This window comes from Gammaproteobacteria bacterium, from assembly GCA_040183005.1.
Lineage (GTDB): Bacteria > Pseudomonadota > Gammaproteobacteria.
This window is the reverse complement of the sequence record JAMPIW010000002.1, coordinates 130886-149333: the sequence shown is the minus strand read 5'-3', so window position 1 is coordinate 149333 and position 18448 is coordinate 130886. Positions and strand designations below refer to the sequence as shown.

15 protein-coding genes are annotated in these 18448 nt (G+C 56.3%); 11 read left to right on the top strand and 4 right to left on the bottom strand.

Features of this window, described 5'->3' with window-relative positions; genetic code table 11:
- Nucleotides 1-100: 100 nt before the first annotated feature.
- The 6 genes from prsT (at nt 101) to M3A44_02185 (ending at nt 7445) form a co-directional block, all read left to right on the top strand.
- Nucleotides 101-2914 (top strand): PEP-CTERM system TPR-repeat protein PrsT, encoded by a 2814-nt coding sequence (gene prsT, locus M3A44_02210; protein ID MEQ6340477.1) that lies wholly within the window; start codon nt 101-103, stop codon nt 2912-2914.
- A 9-nt stretch (nt 2915-2923) separates the two neighbouring features.
- Nucleotides 2924-4144, top strand: a complete 1221-nt coding sequence (locus M3A44_02205; protein ID MEQ6340476.1) for a hypothetical protein — start codon at nt 2924-2926, stop codon at nt 4142-4144.
- Between the two features lie 46 nt (nt 4145-4190).
- The gene (locus M3A44_02200) at nt 4191-4823 is read left to right on the top strand and encodes a hypothetical protein (GenBank protein ID MEQ6340475.1); all 633 of its coding nucleotides are present in this window, start codon (nt 4191-4193) and stop codon (nt 4821-4823) included.
- Nucleotides 4824-5129: 306 nt separating this feature from the next.
- A complete protein-coding gene (locus tag M3A44_02195; GenBank protein ID MEQ6340474.1) occupies nt 5130-5447 on the top strand; it encodes an IS66 family insertion sequence element accessory protein TnpB in 318 nt (105 codons plus the stop codon).
- The gene (gene tnpB / locus M3A44_02190) at nt 5444-5785 is read left to right on the top strand and encodes an IS66 family insertion sequence element accessory protein TnpB (protein ID MEQ6340473.1); all 342 of its coding nucleotides are present in this window, start codon (nt 5444-5446) and stop codon (nt 5783-5785) included. The genes M3A44_02195 and tnpB overlap by 4 nt, the downstream gene beginning before the upstream one ends.
- A gap of 151 nt (nt 5786-5936) precedes the next feature.
- Complete coding sequence (locus M3A44_02185) at nt 5937-7445, top strand: IS66 family transposase (GenBank protein MEQ6340472.1); 1509 nt, start codon at nt 5937-5939, stop codon at nt 7443-7445.
- Between the two features lie 141 nt (nt 7446-7586).
- On the opposite strand, the gene M3A44_02180 is transcribed toward M3A44_02185, so the two are convergent.
- The 3 genes from M3A44_02180 to M3A44_02170 all read right to left on the bottom strand — a co-directional run bounded on the left by M3A44_02180 (nt 7587) and on the right by M3A44_02170 (nt 11187).
- Complete coding sequence (locus tag M3A44_02180; GenBank protein MEQ6340471.1) at nt 7587-8609, bottom strand: PEP-CTERM sorting domain-containing protein; 1023 nt, start codon at nt 8607-8609, stop codon at nt 7587-7589.
- Between the two features lie 562 nt (nt 8610-9171).
- Complete coding sequence (locus M3A44_02175; GenBank protein MEQ6340470.1) at nt 9172-9828, bottom strand: acyltransferase; 657 nt, start codon at nt 9826-9828, stop codon at nt 9172-9174.
- Between the two features lie 147 nt (nt 9829-9975).
- Nucleotides 9976-11187, bottom strand: a complete 1212-nt coding sequence (locus M3A44_02170) for a glycosyltransferase (GenBank protein MEQ6340469.1) — start codon at nt 11185-11187, stop codon at nt 9976-9978.
- A gap of 458 nt (nt 11188-11645) precedes the next feature.
- Between M3A44_02170 and M3A44_02165 the strand changes: the two genes are divergently transcribed.
- Nucleotides 11646-12869, top strand: coding sequence for an FtsX-like permease family protein (locus M3A44_02165; GenBank protein ID MEQ6340468.1), 1224 nt, complete (start codon nt 11646-11648; stop codon nt 12867-12869).
- Nucleotides 12870-12885: 16 nt separating this feature from the next.
- Nucleotides 12886-14097 (top strand): ABC transporter permease, encoded by a 1212-nt coding sequence (locus M3A44_02160; protein MEQ6340467.1) that lies wholly within the window; start codon nt 12886-12888, stop codon nt 14095-14097.
- 9 nt (nt 14098-14106) lie between these two features.
- Here M3A44_02160 and M3A44_02155 read toward each other — a convergent pair whose 3' ends face one another.
- Nucleotides 14107-14862 carry an outer membrane lipoprotein-sorting protein gene (locus M3A44_02155; GenBank protein ID MEQ6340466.1) on the bottom strand — a complete coding sequence of 252 codons (756 nt, stop codon included), beginning with the start codon at nt 14860-14862 and terminating at the stop codon, nt 14107-14109.
- Nucleotides 14863-15101: 239 nt separating this feature from the next.
- Between M3A44_02155 and M3A44_02150 the strand changes: the two genes are divergently transcribed.
- The 3 genes from M3A44_02150 to M3A44_02140 all read left to right on the top strand — a co-directional run bounded on the left by M3A44_02150 (nt 15102) and on the right by M3A44_02140 (nt 17900).
- Nucleotides 15102-15314 (top strand): FHA domain-containing protein, encoded by a 213-nt coding sequence (locus M3A44_02150; protein MEQ6340465.1) that lies wholly within the window; start codon nt 15102-15104, stop codon nt 15312-15314.
- Entirely contained in the window at nt 15304-15996 is a 693-nt protein-coding gene (locus tag M3A44_02145; GenBank protein ID MEQ6340464.1) for an ABC transporter ATP-binding protein, read from the top strand. The genes M3A44_02150 and M3A44_02145 overlap by 11 nt, the downstream gene beginning before the upstream one ends.
- Nucleotides 15997-16067: 71 nt before the next feature.
- Nucleotides 16068-17900 (top strand): outer membrane lipoprotein-sorting protein, encoded by a 1833-nt coding sequence (locus tag M3A44_02140; protein MEQ6340463.1) that lies wholly within the window; start codon nt 16068-16070, stop codon nt 17898-17900.
- The last annotated feature ends 548 nt before the right edge of the window (nt 17901-18448 follow it).

Sequence of the window (18448 nt, the reverse complement as noted above, 5' to 3'; positions counted from 1 at the left end):
CTATCTCATGCGTGGTATCCGTGCCATTTTCCTGGAAATAGATGATCGCCTCAAAACTGGCAAGAAGTAAGTTGCCACAATAACCGTAGAGGGGAGCAAGATGAAGTTGGAATTTTTTGGCAATCTGCGCGCCTGCGCGCTAGCCGCAGTACTCGTGGCACCCACCCTTACGAGTTGTGATAGTGTTGGGAATTTGACCCCACAGCAGCATGTACAACGGGCTAAGGACTTCCAGGACAAAGGGGATCTGGGATCAAGCATTATCGAGCTCAAGAGCGCGTTGCAGCAAAGCCCGGACAATGCCGAAGCACGCCTGCTTCTAGGGGAAAATTATGTCAAGGCGCATCAGGGGAAGGAGGCGGAAAAAGAGTTGCTGCAGGCGCAGAAACTCGGTGTGGCGCGCTCGGCCGTACTGCCCACGCTGATCAAGGCTATCCTGCTCCAGGGAGACCTGGATAGGGTGCTGGCAGAAAGCGGCAAACTGACGCCTGATATGTCCAAAGCGGGGCAGGCTACCATCCTCGGCCTGCGAGGGCAGGCTTTTATCGCCAAAGGACAGCTCGATCTGGCGCAACAGGCGCTGGAACAGGCCCTGCAAATCAAGTCCGATTCACTTCCGGCATTGATTGGCATGATCGCCCTGCATGGCTACCAGCGTCACTATGATGTCGCCCGGCCATGGGCAGAAAAAGCCTTGAATGCAGATTCGACCTCTGCCGACGCCTGGAGCGCACTGGGAGACCTGGAAATGGCCCAAGGGCGGTTAACCGAGGCGGAAAAAGCCTACGGCAGCGCCATCAAACACAGGGCTACCCCGTATCTCGAGCAGGCCAAACGGGCACAGGTACGCATCCAGCTCAAAAAATTCCCGGAGGCCACAGCCGACATCAAGGCCTTGCAAGAAGCGGGGTTAAAAGACCATCCCTATGTGAATTACATTGCCGGGCTAAATTATTTTGCCCAAAAAAAATATCAGGATGCGGTAACGGCATTCGAAGCCAGCAACGCGGTTGACCCCTCCTTCCTGTCCAACAAAATATACCTGGCCACCACCCATCTCATGCTCGGCAACACCGAGCAGGCGCTTACTCATGCGCAAAAGATTTCTGCGGTCGCGCCCCGCTCCAGGGCGGCTAAAAACCTGCTTGGCAGCATTCTGATCAGCCGTGCCGAATACGACGACGCGAAAGACATCCTGCAAAAAACCCTGGCCAATTCCCCCAATGACCCCCAGGCGCTGGGCATGATGTCCACCGTCGCCATGCTTGAAGGCGATACAGCAAAAGGGCTGGAATACGCCAAAAAACTCGCCGCGCTGGAACCCGACTCAAAACAGGCCCAGGACATGCTCATGATGGCGAAACTGATGGCCGGTGAGGCGCTCGACCAGACCATCAGCCAGGCTGGCAAGCAGGCCGCCACTGCCAGCGACGCTTATACCCAGGAACTCATGCTGGCGCTCGCCAGCTTCCGCGACAGCAAACTCAAGGAAGCCCTCGAACGCGCCAAAGCTATGCATGCCCGTTACCCGGATAAAGTTGACCCGCCCAAACTGATGGCCGCAGTTTATCTCGCCGCAGCTCAGTGGGAGCAAGGCAAGGCTGAGCTGGAAAAAGTCCTCAAGCTCCAGCCCAATGAACCCTCCGCTACCCGCAATCTCGCCAAGGTAGAGGCCCTGCAAGGCAACTATCAGCGGGCGAAAACCCTGCTACAGCCACTGCTGAAAAACCAGCCCGGCGACACCGAGGCCACACAGCTCCTGGCTGACGCCGAGTCCCGGCTGGGCAATTCTGCTGCCGCCCTCGAAATGCTGGAACAGGCGGCGAAAAGCAAACCCGGCGACCTAGCGATTCGCAGCAAACTCGCTGCGGAATATCTGCAAACGGGACGTGCGGATAAAGTGCTAGAAATCACTCGCGGCCTGGCGGATGCCCAGTTTCGCCAGCAACCGGCGCTGCTGGAACTGCGCGGCAAAGCCCTGCTGTTGAGTGGAGATGGCGCATCCTCTGCCAGCACATTCGAGAAGTGGACGAAAATTGCCCCCAACTCCGCCCTCGCCCATTTTTATTACGCCAATGCCTTGGCCGGCCGCGGTGATACCGCCCGCGCCCGCAAGGAGCTGGAGCAGGCGATCAAGCTCGGTCCGCGTTACCTGCCCGCCCGCGTGGGTGAAATCAAGATGCGCGTACAGTTCAACGAACTGGACCAGGCTAAAAAAGCGCTCGCCAAGCTCAGGCAGGATTTTGGCGACCGGGCCGAAGTGCTGGGCATCGAGGGCTGGTTTGCGCTGGGCACCGGTGATCTCCCCGCCGCCGAACAAAAACTTGCCGCAGCCCTCAAGAAAGCCCCGGGCTCGGAACTGGTTATTCTCACCAGCCGAGCGCAGTGGGGGCAGAAAAAGCAGGAGCCTGCCCTCAAAACCATGCGCGACTGGCTAAAGGATCACCCCAATGATGTGCCGGTCCATATGCAACTGGCTGGCGCTTACCTCGACATGGGGCGTGAAACCGACTCTCTGGCTACCTATGGCCAAGTCGTCAAACTCGCGCCCAAGCATGTGCCGGCGCTCAATAACCTGGCCTGGCTGAATCGTGACAAAGCGCCCCAAAAGGCCATGGAATACGCCCAGCAGGCTTACCAACTGGCCCCCAAGGATCCCTATGTGCTTGACACCCTGGGGATGCTGACGCTTAAAAATGGTGATCTAAGCCGGGCTGCCAGCCTATTGCGTGACGCTGCCAAGCTTGTTCCGGAGGATGCACAAGTCCAGCTTCATCTTGGAAGCGTCCTGCTTCAACAGAAACAATTGGCCGAGGCAAGAAAGGTGCTCGATGCAATAGTCAAGAAGGCGCCCGGGTCGCCGACCGCGAAAGAGGCCACAACCCTTTTGGGAACCTTTGCTAGTGTTAAGTAATAAATACCCATGAAAATCCTAGCGCTTTCTAACTCTCACGCACTTGCTCACGTCTCACGTCAATTGGAAGTCTCCAAGGCCTTGCGGCGACGCGGGCATGATGTGATATTAGGCGGCCATGGCAAGTATCTCCAAGTCGCAAAAATGGATGGCTTTTCAATTCGGGAGCTGCCATACGTATCGATCGAACGGGTTATTCGTACCATCCGCTCGCAGAGGTTGTGGGAACTCTATCCGGAGTTGGAGCTCGCCGCTTTCATCGAAGCCGAACTTGCATTGTACGATGAGGTCAACCCCGATCTGATACTGCTGGATAACCGGGTGACGGGCCGCACTTCAGCCGAAAAGGCCGGGCTGAAGACGGTAGCGGTTCTCAACGTCCATATGAGCAATTATCGGCGGATACCCTTCTTTAGCCCAGCCAATCTGCCCGGAATGGCCAATATGCCTGGGCTGGCAGCGCTGGAGAGGTTCGAGAACGCAATCGAATTCTGGGTCTATGACCGCCTAGTCATGGGTGGTCTGAACAATATCCGGCGCAAGCTCGGACTCAAACGACTTTACGCATACGAGCATGAGGAGGGCGACATCAGCCTGCTGGCCGACATCCCTCAGTTCAACCCAGTATCCCGTTTGCCTTCACATGCTCGTTTTATTGGCCCCCTCACTTGGCATAACAGCCTTCCGGAACCCGCCTGTCTGACGCGACTGCAGGCAGATAAACCCACTGTCTACCTGGCCCTAGGCAGCGATAGTCTGGAAGAACTGGTGGAGCACCTGGGCTGCCTAGCCAGTGAGGGCATCCAGATTGTGGTCGCCACGGGAGGTGCCCAGATCTCTGGGGATCTAGCCGTGCCAGACGGGGTTTTTTTGGAAACCTACGTCAATACAGACAAGTTGCTCCCCCACTGCAACCTCGTCTGCTGCCATGGCGGCAACGGTACCCTGTACCAGGCGCTTTCCTACGGTTTGCCAGCCATTGTAGTGGCGACCCACGAAGAACAGTATTACGGTGGCAAACGTATCCAGCGGCTCGGACTGGGCCGCACCATGACGCTTAAGGCCCTGAAGCGTGAAGGGATGGGCAGCTTAGTTGCGATGGTTCGTCAGACGCTGAGATCGCCCGTTTATCGAGCCAATGCACAAGCCTTCTCGGCCCACTTCAAGGGGTGGAACGGCGCCGAGTTGGCAGCCGACGAAATTGAAAGATTGATGCAGGCCGGTCAATGAGCATCGCCTTGCGCGGGCGCCAGACACAATTGGAGTGAAATATCAAATGCTACTTTCAGCCACGAGCATGACACTGATTCTTTTCGGAGACGCATTATTCCTTTGGGGTTGCCTCAGCTTGGGAATATCCGAGCCGTTTCTGGTATTCATTCTGCTACTAATAGCCCATATCACGCTTTGTGTTCTGGCGACCCGTTTGTTGATGCTGTTCTTTCCTATCATCGAGGGGGAATTCCCCGTAAAAAGCCCAGAGGTTGCGCGCTGGCAAGCGCAGGCGGTCGTCGCCCTGCTTGGCTGCATCTACCTTGAGCCCTTCGTTCCGTTCTTTCTTAAGCCATCTTGGTACCGCCTTTTTGGCGCAAAAATAGGCAAGGGCGTGAATATTGGCGGCAAGCTCGTGGACTGCTCCCTGACTGAGTTGAAATCAGGGTCAGGGGTTGGGCACGATGCCTTGGTGTTGGGCCACTGGACGGCTGGAGACCGATGCAGGATTGGCAGGGTTGTCGTCGGCGAAAATGCCATGATCGGCGCCAGGAGTTTGGTTTTTCCTGGGGCAAAAATTGGCGAAGGGGCAACGATTGGTGCCATGTCCTTGCTCACTTCCAATCAAGAAGTCCCACCCAGCGAGATTTGGGTCGGCATCCCGGCTAAGAAGTTTGAAAAAAATAAATCGATCTAATCTTGTGCTGGCCAAGAGATGTGTCTTCACAGTGGGAAGAGGTCGAGCGATTAGGGACTCACAGCCCCTGGCTTTGGGCCGGAGACAACTGCTGTGGGTTCGCGTTAAGTGCAGCGACGAGTGGTTGCCGACACAGCGCCTCGGCCCAAATCTACGGCTGACAGCGGGCCAAGCACGCGGAGGATAATCTTGTCCGGATTGCCGCACACTTCGTGGCTCGCCCCCTTAATGGTAAGCGTCCAGCCGTCCCACCTGTTTTTATAGTTACCCTTGCGCCACCCTGTGGTTTTCACAGGAGAGCGGCACATGAATATGAAATCGTTGGAGGCAAGTCGCCACTACTGGCAGCAGCACGTCGCGGCCTGGCGGTGTAGTGGCCTGAAGCAGATTGATTATTGCAGGCAGCATGGACTGGTGCCGAAGCAGCTTCGCTACCGGATCGCCAAAGACCGTCGAAACGACGTTTGCGTGAGCGGCACGGATGCGGTCACGCTGGTGCCCGTGCAGATCGAGGAGGTCAACGGTGCTGGGTTGGTGTTGCAGAACGCGGGGGGGTGGCAGCTCACGCTGCCGTCCGGTGTTTCGGCAAGCTGGCTGGCAACCTTGCTGCGGGGCTTGTCATGATTGCGCAGCCGCATACGATCTGGGTGGCGGTCGCGCCGATGGACATGCGGGTGGGCATCGATGGTCTGTCGCTGCGGGTGCAGCAGGCGCTGGGCAAGGCCCCCTGCGATGGCTCGGCCTATGTGTTTCGTAACCGTCGCGGTGATCGGCTCAAGGTGTTGCTGTGGGATGGCAATGGCGTGTGGTTGTGCCAGCGCCGGTTGCATCGGGGGCGCTTCGTCTGGCCGCAGGCGGACAGTCCGGTCTGGTCATTGGAACTTGCCCAATGGCAGTGGCTGATTGCTGGTGTCGACTGGCAGCGGATGTCGGCCCAACCGGCGGCCGACTGGCGTTTGTGACGATTGAAGCCGCCATGAAAAATGGTGAATAAAAACCTGTATTTATGCGGCTTTCTGCGGTGTTTCATGGTATAATTTTGTCATGAAAAACGTTGCCGAAGCAGCCCTGCAAGACGCTCCTGTCGCTCTCAAAAACTGGGCTGTGCTGGCGATGCAGCAGCTCGACGAAAAGAGTAACAAAGTACAACAGTTAAGCGATCAACTGTCACTGCGCGACCAGCAGCTCAAACACGCCGACCTCAAAATCCAGGCCCTGACCTTCGAACTCGCCTACTACAAGCGCATTCGCTTTGCCAACAAGAGCGAACAATTCTCCTTGGAGCAGCGCGAGTTGTTCGAGGAAAGCTGGAATACCGACACCAGTGCGCTGGAAGCCGAAGTGGAACAGCTGGCATCTACCCAGCAACCCAAGCGCGAACGCGCCGGTCGCCAGCCGTTGCCGAATCATCTCCCGCGTATCGAGCACCGGCATGAACCTGAGGGTTGCACCTGCGGCCAGTGCGGCAAGGATCTGGCCAAGATCGGCGAAGACATCAGCGAGCAACTGGATGTCGAGCCCGCCCGCTTCTTCGTGCATCGCCACATTCGTCCGCAGTATGCTTGCCGTGCTTGTGAGACCGTCAGTGCGGCGCCGATTCCGCCGGCGGTCATCGACGGCGGCATGGCGGCGCCGGGCTTGCTCACCTGGGTGATGGTCAGCAAATTCATGGATCACCTGCCTCTCTACCGGCTGGAGCAGATCGCGGCCCGCAGTGGGGTTACCCTGTCACGCTCCACCTTGGCCGAATGGGTAGGTCGCATTGGCGTGGCACTCCAGCCGCTGGCCGACCGGCTGGCTGAGATACTCCGCCAGCGCACCGTCTTGCACGCCGACGAGACCCCGGTGCAGCAACTCGACCCCGGACGGGGAAAAACGCTACGCGCCTTCCTCTGGGCCTACCGAAGTTGCGATCTCGAACAGGGAGACCCCCTCGTCCTCTTCGACTACCAGGCCGACCGGCGCGGCAAACATGCCAGGAACTTCCTGCAAGGCTGGAAGGGTGCCCTTATGGTCGATGATTATGCCGGCTACAAAGGCCTGTTCGCCCACGCCGTGGTGGAACTGGCGTGCCTGGCCCATGCGCGGCGGAAATTCTACGATCTGCATGCCGCCCATCAGAGCCCGATTGCGGCCGAGGCATTGAAGCGCATTGCCGGACTCTACGCCATCGAAGATCAGGGCAAGACCCTGGGCATCGAAGATCGTCATGCATTACGCCAGCAACACGCCAAGCCGAAGCTGGACGAATTCCATGCCTGGCTCCAGCGCACACGGCTCACCACCGCCACGGGTAGCGGCACCGCCAAGGCCATCGACTACAGCCTCAAACGCTGGGATGCAATCAAGCGCTACCTCGGGGATGGCCGTTACCCCATCGATAACAACCCGGTGGAAAATGCTATCCGTCCTATTGCGCTTGGTAAAAAGAATTGGCTGTTCACCGGCAGTGAACGCGCGGGCCGCCGCGCCGCCGCCATCCAGAGCCTGTTCGCAACGGCGAAACTCAACGGCATCGAGCCGGCGGCCTGGCTGAAGGATACGCTGGAGAAACTGCCGACCTGGCCTAACAGCCGCATTGATGAGCTGCTGCCATTGCGGTCTGTACAGGCATCAGACTGAGCTGTACAGGTGGAGCGGCTGGACGCTTACCCTTAATGGGCTGCGGTCTCACATCTAATCCACCCTACTCCCAAAAAGAAAAGGGCGCGACTCGCGCCACGCCCTTTGCATTTCCCAGTCTAACAATCAGACGATAGGATCTTACCCACGCAGCTTCCGGCGACCTGCGGCTACCATGCCAAGCAGGCCGATGCCCAAGAGCGCCAACATGCCAGGCTCAGGAACACGGCGGATAGAATTTGACGTCAAAGCGTTAAAGGCCAGCGTATATGTGCCACTGCTCAAGCCAAGAATGTTTATGCCAAAATCAGTAAAGCCAGCGCCCAGACTATGAGCTACGTCATTAGGATTGGCGGAAACACTCAAATTACGATTCAAGTCCTGAGTGTCACCACCTACTGCATCCTCTGTACACGTGACACCCGCCAGCCCTGCGTCAACCGAGCAGTCGTTTGCTGCTGTCCCCTGCGGTGACCATGTGACCGAATCGCCACTGAGGCTGGTCAGACTGAAGCTAGCATTGATATTGGCCTGCGCATTGCCATTATTGAAGAGTAGATCATTGATTACCGTTCTCAGGTAGGGATCGGCCTCAAAATCAAGTTTCAAGCCACCCGACCCAGCAAGAGTAAACGTCATGGTGAAGCCAGTATTTGACGTAATTTCAGCGTTTGAGTTTGCGGAACCATTGCCCTGGAGTTCGGATTCAGCAATTTGCTGGATATGAGTAGGGAGAAAATTGGTAAGTTCCGCCTGATAAATCACGGAATCCGAATTGGAATACTGGTTAGCACTCACACCCCACAGGGAAAAATCATTGTTGCCACGGATAGGTGCGCCAACATTCGCCGCGCCGGGGTCAAGAACTGGTGCGGTGCCGCAGTTATTGCTGGAGATGGTTCCTCCGCAGTTGCCGCTAAGCAAACCATTGCCGCCGGTTCCGACGATGGCGCTCACGCCATTGAGAGTCGCGGTATTGGTGGCCGTGAACTGGAAGCTGGTAACGGGTTGTGGGGCAGGTAAGCCACCATCAGTGATTACGACTGAAAGGCCCTGCAAGTTCAGACTGGAGCCAGCATACACGCTCGCCGTAGCTTGACCAGCTACTCCCATCGCTAGTGCGGCCGTTACGGCTGCCGCTAGAACCGATTGTTTGATATTCATGCTCATCCCCTTGCGGATTAATTAAATTACTTTCCAGCGCTAAAGACTGGTTACCCGATCTTAAAGTTACCTATCGATCTTCGTACCTAATGATAAGCAATACATGTGCCATTTATATATTTTATAATACAAACAATAAGTTAAGAATCATGAATGGTTTTTGGCCATGTGCCAAGCTCAAAATTGTAAAATTCTTCGACAATTATTGGGATGGTTTTGGTGGGTGAAGAAGGGAAATGTGGCTTGCTGATTGGTGATATTTTCATATAATTATCAGCATAAACAATATGTTAAATAGTTATTTTGTTTTTACCATGAGCCAAACTTAAGGCTGTAAAATTTTCCGACAGTTATTTGGAGGGGCAATGGAAAACGTGGTTTGTTGGTTCGGCGCTTATAAAGTTTGGATTGCCGCGCTACGCTCGCAATGGCGGGGAAAGCGAGTAAATACGCGACTCTTAGAGCCGGGGGTGTCCTGTAAAGCCGGGTTCAGGCGTTTGCCCGCGAGGGTTTGGGGTATCGATAATCGAGTGTAAAGTTTTCCGACGCGGCGCGTTGCATGCTATCTGAGGCGCTTTGCCGGCACGCCGCCCCAGACTTCATTCGGGCCGATCTGGGTGTCTTTGAGTACCACGGCGCCCGCCGAGACAATGGCGCCATCGCCGATGCTGACGCCGGGCATGATGACGGCGGTGGCGCCGATGGTGACATTGTCACCGACCCGGATGCGGGAAAGCGCGAAGTGCCGGCCCTCGATGGCGTGACAAAACAGCACGGCATCATGGCCGATGATGCAGTTGGCTCCGAACTCGGTGAGCGGCGGGTCGAGGATAGCGCCAACACTGTAAGTGTTTTCGCCCATGCGCGACCCCAGCGCCTGATACACCAGCCGCATCAGCGGCGCCGGCAGGAAGTGGGTGCGAATCAGGCTGTTGAAAATCATCAGGTAGAATAGGCTGTTGACCTGGGCTGCGAATTCCTCCCGCGTACCCTCGGCCAGTTCACCCTCTTTGAGCGGCATGAGGCGCAGAAACAGCCGGTACACGGCAAAGGCGTAGAGGTAAATGAACACGACTGCGCCCCCCACCACGCTGACGCCGCGAAAATCGCCCAGCGGCAATGCGCCCAGCAGTCCGTAGGCGGTGGCGATGCCAAACACTAGAATGCTGCCGAATAGCAAAAAAAACAGCGTGATTTGTGGTGGGGTAATTTTACGCATGACTTTCCTCCTGTTTGAGCCTGGTTAACCCCAATGCTGTTCACTTAAGCCGTTCGTGGTGAGCCTGTCGAACCATGAATGGCTAGTTTTTCGCCCTTCGACAAGCTCAGGGCGAACGGTTTTTTCTTTAAGTGAACAGTATTGGGGCTAACCCAAAATTTCCGAAACGAATGCCCGAAAGCGTTGCCCGGCATCCACTTGCCTGAACCGCTCGCCCGCCTGCCCGGCCGCCTGGGCGTAGGCGGGGGTTTCAAGCAGGACACGGACGGCTTCTTTCAGTTGGGCGGGGCGGACACGTGCTGCCCGCAGGGATAGGCCTGCACCCAGGCGTTCGATGGCGCTCATGTTCAACAGTTGATCCATATTAGAGCAAATTCCGAGGATGGGCGCCCCAGAGGCCAGGGCCTGGTAGGTGGTCAGGCTACCGCCATTGCAGATGACCAGGCTTGCGCGCCGAGCCGCGATATCCAGCGGCAGGTAGTCGGCCACGAAGGCATTGGCGGGTACGTCTGGCAGGTCAATTTTGCCTGCGGTGGCGGCTATCACGGTGATCTGCAGTTCAGACAAGGCGGATAAGGCCATCGGCAACAAGTCGGCCCGGCCCGAGCTGCCCAAGGTCAGCAATACCACGGGTTTGTCTGTCGGCAGGCGGCCCCACCAGTCCGGCAGGGGCGCGCAGGCGGACCAGAGCGGCGGGCCAAGGTGGCGGTGGTTGGCGGGCAACGGCCGCGTGGGCACCAATTCGGGCACATCGGCATAGAGGGTGTAATCGCCCCAGGTATAGGCGGTTCTCAAATCATGCCCCAGAGTAGGTAGCTCGTAGCGCCGGCGCAGCTGATTGAGCGGGCGGGCGTGCAGGGCGAAGGCGATGGGTCTTACCGCATTGAACAGCTTTTGCGCCAGACGGACGCCCAGAATACGGGTCATAGGCAAATCGGGCACAGGATAGGCGATGTCGGCATAGGGACTCCAGTAGGCATTGACCACGGCGGCATAGGGAATCCCCGCAAGGGGCGCGCTGACCGCCAGCGACAAGCGGAAGTCGCCGACAATGAGGTCAGGCTTGACGTGGTTAATCAGTGCGAGATCGTCTTCGACATAGCGGGTGAGCGTCTCAACATCGTACAGCGGCTTGCCCTGGGCGAGGGCATGCGCGAATTCGGCGGAGGGGATGGATCGAATGGGATGAAACGCACCGCCAAAAGGCTTTTCCAGGTCGGCGTAGCGGGGATCGGAGGCAACAACGATTTCATACGCAGACGGGTCGAGCGCCTTCGCCAGTGTTGCAATCCGCGCGAAATGGGCCAGCGTGACTGCTTCGGCAACCAGAAGGATGACCGGCTTGTTTCGGGTTTGCATTAGGGAATCTTTAATAATTGGGCACCTCTAATAATTCGTCATTCCCGCGAAGGCGGGAATCCAGCGGTTAAAAAATTCAGTAAATCAGCAACATCTGGATTCCCGCCTTCGCGGGAATGACGGGATCACGATTTTATAGAGGTACTCATTACACTCACGCCCAGGAAAGTAGCGCCATAACAGAGTTATATCGTATCATGGCTCATGCAATGAACACGCGGGGGATCTTACCGATGTGGGGCATCGCAAATATAACCCGACTGTCAATGTGAGGAGCGAAGCAGCGTTTAGTGTAGGGCGTCAACAAGCGAAGCGCATTGGCCGAATGGGAGATGGATGCATCCGGTTTACGCCTTCGGCTAATGAGTCCTACCGGCTCGCTACGGCTCTCATAATGACGCTATTCCGGCAATTGATGGATTGTGCCCAGTTGAAAATCCCGCCGCATTTGAAATGCCATGACTAACCTACTGATCGCCGCGCGCAACCTTGCACGCAATCGGCGGCGGGCGATGGTGGCCTTGTTTACGGTGGCCGCCGGTGTTATCGCGCTGGTGCTCGCCGACGGTTTCAGCCAGTGGATTTTCTGGGCCATGCGCGAAGGCACCATCCAGTCCCAATTGGGCCACATTCAGGTCATGCGCCCGGGATACCTCAACGCGGGCGCTGCCAATCCTTACGCTTACATATTACCGGAGCGCTTGCCGCAGCGCAGCGCGATCGAGTCTACGCCCGGCATCAAGGTGGTGGCGCCGCGACTGGCGGTAACCGGACTCATTAGCCACGGTGAGACGACAGTATCGTTTGTGGCGGATGGCGTCGATCCGCGTAAGGAGGCGCAGCTGAGTAAGGCGTTTCGCATCATGGATGGTCACGATCTTTCCAGTCTGGCTGCCGGGGAGGTAATACTGGGGCATGGCTTGGCGCGCAATCTCGGTGTGAGCCAGGGTGCCACCATAGCACTTCTGGCAACCACTTCGGGGGGGGGCATCAACGCCGTCGAGGCGAAAGTCGCCGGGATATTTACCACCGCCAATCAAGCCTACGACGATGCCGCCCTGCGTCTGCCCCTCGGCTTGGCGCAGTCACTGCTGCGCGTTGACGGTGCCCACGCCTGGCTGGTGCTGCTGGAGGAAACCGAGCAAACGGATCATTTTCTGGAACAGTTCCGCGCCCGCTTCCCCACATCGGCGAATAAGCTGGAGTTCGTGCCCTGGTACCAGCAGGCAGATTTCTACAACAAGACGGTTGCGCTGTTTTCGCAGCAGATGAACGTGCTGCGACTGATTATTGGCTGCATTATCGTGCTCAGCATTTCCAATATGCTGGTGATGAATGTGCTCGAGCGTACCGGCGAGATCGGCACGCTGCTGGCCATCGGTTTCAAACGCAAAAAAATTCTTCGCCTGTTTGCCATTGAGGGGCTTTTGCTCGGGCTGGTCGGTGCATCGCTGGGGCTAGCCGTCGGGTATGGGCTGGCAGAATTGATCTCCGCGATCGGTATCCCCATGCCGCCGCCCCCCGGAATGACAGAGGGTTATACAGGCAAAATTCGGGTCACATTGAGCGTGGTGATGAATGCGTTTCTGATCGCGTTCATCACCACCGCGCTGGCGGGTTTGTATCCGGCATGGAAAGCCTCGCGCCTGCAAATCATCAACGCGTTGCGTCACAACATCTGAAAACTGCGAAAGCCATATGTTCAAACTCGCCTTCCGCAACATTTTCCGCCAGCGTCTGCGCACCGCGCTGACGCTGGCGGCAATCATCACCGGGGTGATCGCTATCATCATCAGCGGCGGTTTTGTCGAAGATGTGTTTGTGCAGTTGCGCGAGGCGACAATCCACTCGCGTGTCGGGCATGTGCAGATTTTACGGAGCGGTTACATCGAATACGGTCGGCGCGAGCCGTCGCGTTACATGATCGAGCAGCCGAAGGACGTGCTGGACATAGTGCAGTCTATTCCGCATGTGCAGGCCGTAATGACCCGCGTTAATTTTTCCGGGCTGGCCAACAATGGCCGTGCCGATTTACCCATCATCGGCGAAGGCATTGAGCCGGGCAAGGAAGCGCGACTGGGAACCGCCACAATTATAGTGGCCGGCCGCCCGTTGCGGGACGGGGATGCATTCGGTGCGGTGATCGGGGAAGGTGTTGCCGCCGCCCTGCACCTGCGCCCCGGCAGCTTCGTGACCTTGATGGTGAATACGCAGGAAGGTGCGCTGAACACACTTGAGTATGAAGTCGTCGGTGTATTCCGCACTTTCTCCAAGGAGTACGATGATCGAGCCGTACGTATTTCGTTGTCATCCGCCCAGGAATTGCTGTTTACCCGGTCGGTACATAGCGCTGTCGTGTTGTTGGACGACACCGCCGCCACCGACGCTGTGACAGCAATCATCAAATCCAAGCTGGAGCCGCTCGGCTATGCCGTGAAGCCCTGGCATGAGCTGGCCGATTTTTATCAAAAGACCGAGGCACTGTACCGGCGCCAGTTCGGGGCGCTGCAGGCCATCATTCTTGTCATGCTGGTTTTGAGCGTGGCCAGCACCATCAATATGGTGATCTATGAACGCACCGGCGAGTTCGGGACCTTGCTCGCACTGGGGCTGCGCCGGCGCCAAATCTTCAAGCTCGTACTGCTCGAAAACGCCCTGCTGGGCTTGCTCGGCAGCCTGCTCGGCGTGGTCATAGGAGTCGCGCTTGCGGGCATAATATCGGGCATTGGCATTCCCATGCCGCCGCCGCCCGGCTCGAACGCCGGCTACACCGCTTCAATTCTATTGGTGCCGTGGGTGCTTGTGGTGGCGACCCTGACTGGGGCGCTGGCGGCGGTTATGGCTGCCGTGCTGCCGGCTCGCCGCGCCTCACGCCTGCCAGTGGTGGACGCGCTGCGCCACAATATTTGAAATGCCGCTTCAGTCACTGAGCTTCTTCAGGTAATCCTTGGCGAACATCTTGTCCGGCAGATCGCGCATGACCATGTCGCGGTATTCAAGTACCGAACGGCGGCCGGGACGCAGGGTATCTTCTATTACCAGCCGGGTCGGGCGGGTTTCCCCGCCCATTGTACGAAACTCCTGGTAGTGGCCGGTTTTCAGCAAGCGGCCTGACAGCGCGTAGAATTCGGCTTTATAGGGCTGGCTGTTTTTTGCATTCACCCAGTAGATCACCTGACGATAAGTGACGCCGCTATCGACGGCATCCAGTTGTAAAACGTGATAGGACACACCGTCTATTTTCTCTGTCCGCAGGAGTTTAGGTTCGTAATCACCCACGAAATTGGCGCGAGCCAAATCGCCATTAGCAACTTGGCCGGTCAGTTTCTGCGAGAGCGGCAAACGAATTGGCTGTGACAGGTTGGGCATGAAAGCCCACAGGTCGCGATCCCGCATCAGCAGAATCTGACCGCGGTCAACTGCTGGCGCCGTCGTCTGCACCAGGGTTTGGGTGTTGCCTTTGGAGAGTATTCGGTAAGCACGCACGTCTTCAGAGGAGCCGGGTTCGGTTGTCGTGATGGTTATGTCAACCTGGAAGCCCTCGTCAGGGAAGCGGATACGGTCTGCACGCATCAGCATTTCACGCGCAGAAAGATCGCTACCTGTGTTGTCGGTAGCCAGTGCCGGCCTAAATGCCGACAACAACACGACAGCGAAGATTGTCCAGAAAGGCATCAGCCGATAGCGCTTAATGTGATTGCGACGTGTATGATCTGGGGCAGCGCTATCGTCATGACAATTAACCCGAAAAACGCTGCTTGCAGATCGTGGATAAGATGGAGTCATAGCCATAAGTGGTGTCCTGTCGGCCCAAAACGAATAAATCAAGATTATCGGATATTACAAGGTTATCGGATACAATATAATGAACTTAAATGGGTTATGTGCATACACGGTTGGCCTTAATATTGACCGTGACCCGGAGCGCGAGTACAACTGCCAGATCAGGGGGTTGGCGCGAGCATGCCCGCATTACTTTGGTCGACGGCCTCTATTTTCTGGAAGATTTGATGCGCAGGAATGATGTCTTGCTGAACGGAGAGAAAACCCAAAGTGCCCAAATGAAAAGTGGTGACAAGCTCACCATGCAATGTTTTCAGCTGGAGTTTGTTGCCGATGAAGAATGAATCTGCGGAGGCGATAGTCGAGGCTCGAGCAGTCGGCAAAGAATATGCCCTCGGAAAACAAACCGTTACGGCATTGTTCAACGTTTCACTCATGATCAATAAAGGTGAATTCATGGCGCTGGCAGGGCCGTCGGGGAGCGGCAAATCGACTCTGCTCAATCTGATCGGCTGTATTGACACTCCGACCTCGGGGCGCATCCTGATCGAAGGGCAGGACATCAGCGGCAAGACTCCCGATGAGCTGGCCGACCTGCGACTAAACACTCTGGGCTTTGTTTTCCAGACCTTCAATCTGCTGCCGGTATTATCGGCTTGGGAAAATGTCGAATATCCCTTGTTGCAACAGCGTGATGTAGACAAGAAAACGCGGCAGGAACGCGTGCAGCATTATCTGAATGTTGTTGGCCTGGAGCGCTATGCGCATCACCGCCCCAATGAGCTGAGCGGCGGTCAGCGCCAGCGAGTGGCTATCGCGCGCGCCCTCGCCACTCGTCCAAGCATTGTCCTGGCAGACGAACCGACCGCTAACCTTGATCACAATACCGGCGAAGGCATTCTTAGGCTGATGAAAGATCTCAACCAGAAAGAAGGCACGACCTTTATTTTCTCCACACACGATGCGCGAGTCATGGATATGGCCGACCGGGTGATTAAACTGGCTGATGGCCAGATAATCGTATAGGGAGAACTCCGTGGAAGAGCATTCCCCCGTCCAACAGACGGCTAGGTCGGCTGTCACGGGTGCTCGGAACTTTGTGGAAATATAATTACAAATATTTGCGCGATGAAACCTGTGAAGGCCAGCCCTGCTTTGAGCGGGAGCGCTATCTGGCCAACAAATATTCCGGTTACAAGCGCCAAGTGGTATGGATGGACAAGGCCACGTGTCACCCATGGAAAATCGATTATTATGGCCGCAAGGACAGTTTGCTGAAAGCGCCGACTATCAAAGGCTATAAAAAATACCTTAACAAGAGACAGTCTCAAGCGCGCGCGTTGACAATGAACTACCTACACACGAGTTTTCGCTGGGGTAAAGCCCGCCTCTTCTTAATGAGCGCCGCCGCACTATTTTTGTGCGGCAACGGGGGGTTACCACTGTCTGCCATTGCTGGGGAAGACCGCAAGCCGCTGCCTCTTCCCGAAGCAGGTCGCAGGTCACTGTCTCTTCCCGGGGAAGACCGCAAGCCGCTGCCCCTTCCCGAAGAGGGCCGCAGGTCGCTGTCCCTTCCTCGGGAAGACCGCAAGCCGTTGTCTCTTCCCGAGGCCGGAGAACGTGCGCCGCTGACATTGCCCAGTATTAGAGGGAGAGAACGGTTTCTTTCATCGACGGTGAAACCGAAGCCGTCACCGTCACCGTCACCGTCACCTTCTGAGTCGCGCCTGACCGGTTTTTATCAAAATGATCTGGCTTATGCCTATGTCGACAACAATCACTGGTCCAGATTCAACAACATGCTCGACCTTGCTACTCAGGGCAACACGGCAGGCGGGGTGGCGTGGAAGTTGGGAGGGCGCGTCAATTATGACCCGATCTACGACCTCACTGACTACTACCCCCAAGCGGTGCGCAAAGACCAGCGTTTCGAGGCCATGATCCGTGAGGCCTATGCAGATTTTTCTGCTGGCGGCTGGGATTTCCGTTTGGGCCGACAGCATATCATTTGGGGCGAAATGGTCGGGTTGTTTTTTGCCGACGTGGTGTCGGCCAAGGATATGCGCCAGCTTGTGCTGCCGGACTTCGACATTATCCGCATCCCGCAATGGGCAGCACGGACTGAGTATTTTCAGGGTGATTTTCACGCCGAAGGGGTATGGATTCCCTACATGACTTACGACAACATCGGCAAGCCCGGAGCCGAGTTCTACCCGTTCAATCCGCCCGCCATCCCCGGTTTTCAAACGGTCATTGCCCCAGAAAAAAAGCCCACTAGCCTGGATGATATGGCTTACGGTACACGCTTGTCCTACATTAAGGGCGGCTGGGATGTCTCGAGTTTTTATTATACCGCCAACGACCCATCGGCGGCATTTTCGCGCCAGATTGCGCTGCTGACCACCCCCACCATCACCTACCAGCCCATCCACAAGCGCATCCACCAGATAGGCGCTACACTTGGCAAGGATCTGGGGCCGATGGTGCTTAAGGCCGAAGCGATTTATACCAAGGACAAGCTGTTCAATACGACCAACGCGGCTGATGCGGATGGTCTGGTCAAGCAGGATATGCTGGATTACATCGTCGGGTTGGAGTGGAGCTTCCCGCAGGAAACCCGCTTCAACATGCAGCTCTTTCAGCGCTGGTTTCCCAACCACGACGCAGGCATTGTGCCCGGCAAAACCGAGAGCGGAATATCGCTGCTTCTCAGTAGCCAGGCTCTACACCCCAAGCTCGAACCCAAAATGCTGCTGGTCAGGAGCCTGAACCGCGGCGACTGGTCAGCCCAGCTCAAACTCACCTGGAAACTGGATGGCAACTGGCGGCTTGCAACGGGTGCCGATTTTTTTGAAGGGCCTCCAACCAGCCTGTTCGGACAGTTCAACACAAGAGACCGGGTTTATACCGAAGTGCGCTACAGTTTTTGAGGGATCGCGGGTAAAACCTACCTCAATTGTCGTTTAGTTAGGCCTGCGGCCGCAGGCCTAACAGCCTGCCTGGCTTCTTCGATTAATAAAATCTCAAAAAAACCAACAAATTACAATGGAAAATGTTGTGTTATTACACTTTATAATCAATAAGTTGAATATAATTTCATGAGCCGCTTCAAGCCAATCAAACGTGACATGAACTATCTGTCCCCGCCCTCGATGAACGACTGGCTGCCAGAACATCACTTGGCGCGATTTGTTTTGAGCTTGTCGAGTAACTGGACTTGAAAGCGCCTACGGTATCCCAAAAGTATCAACCCATCGATATCAGAGGGTCATATCAAAATAAGATACCCATCTTTTCCATTCCCTAACAATTCATCTCGCCGCCGTAAAACAAAGATCCGCGCTCCTTATCAAAATTGCTCGTCAAGCATTAAAGAAATGGCCTGACCCTTGGGCTTATGGATTTTCATGCATTAACCGGCCGATCATATGATCGGCCGGTTTCTCCGGTTAAGGTGTGGTTCTCAGTGAGAGAACAT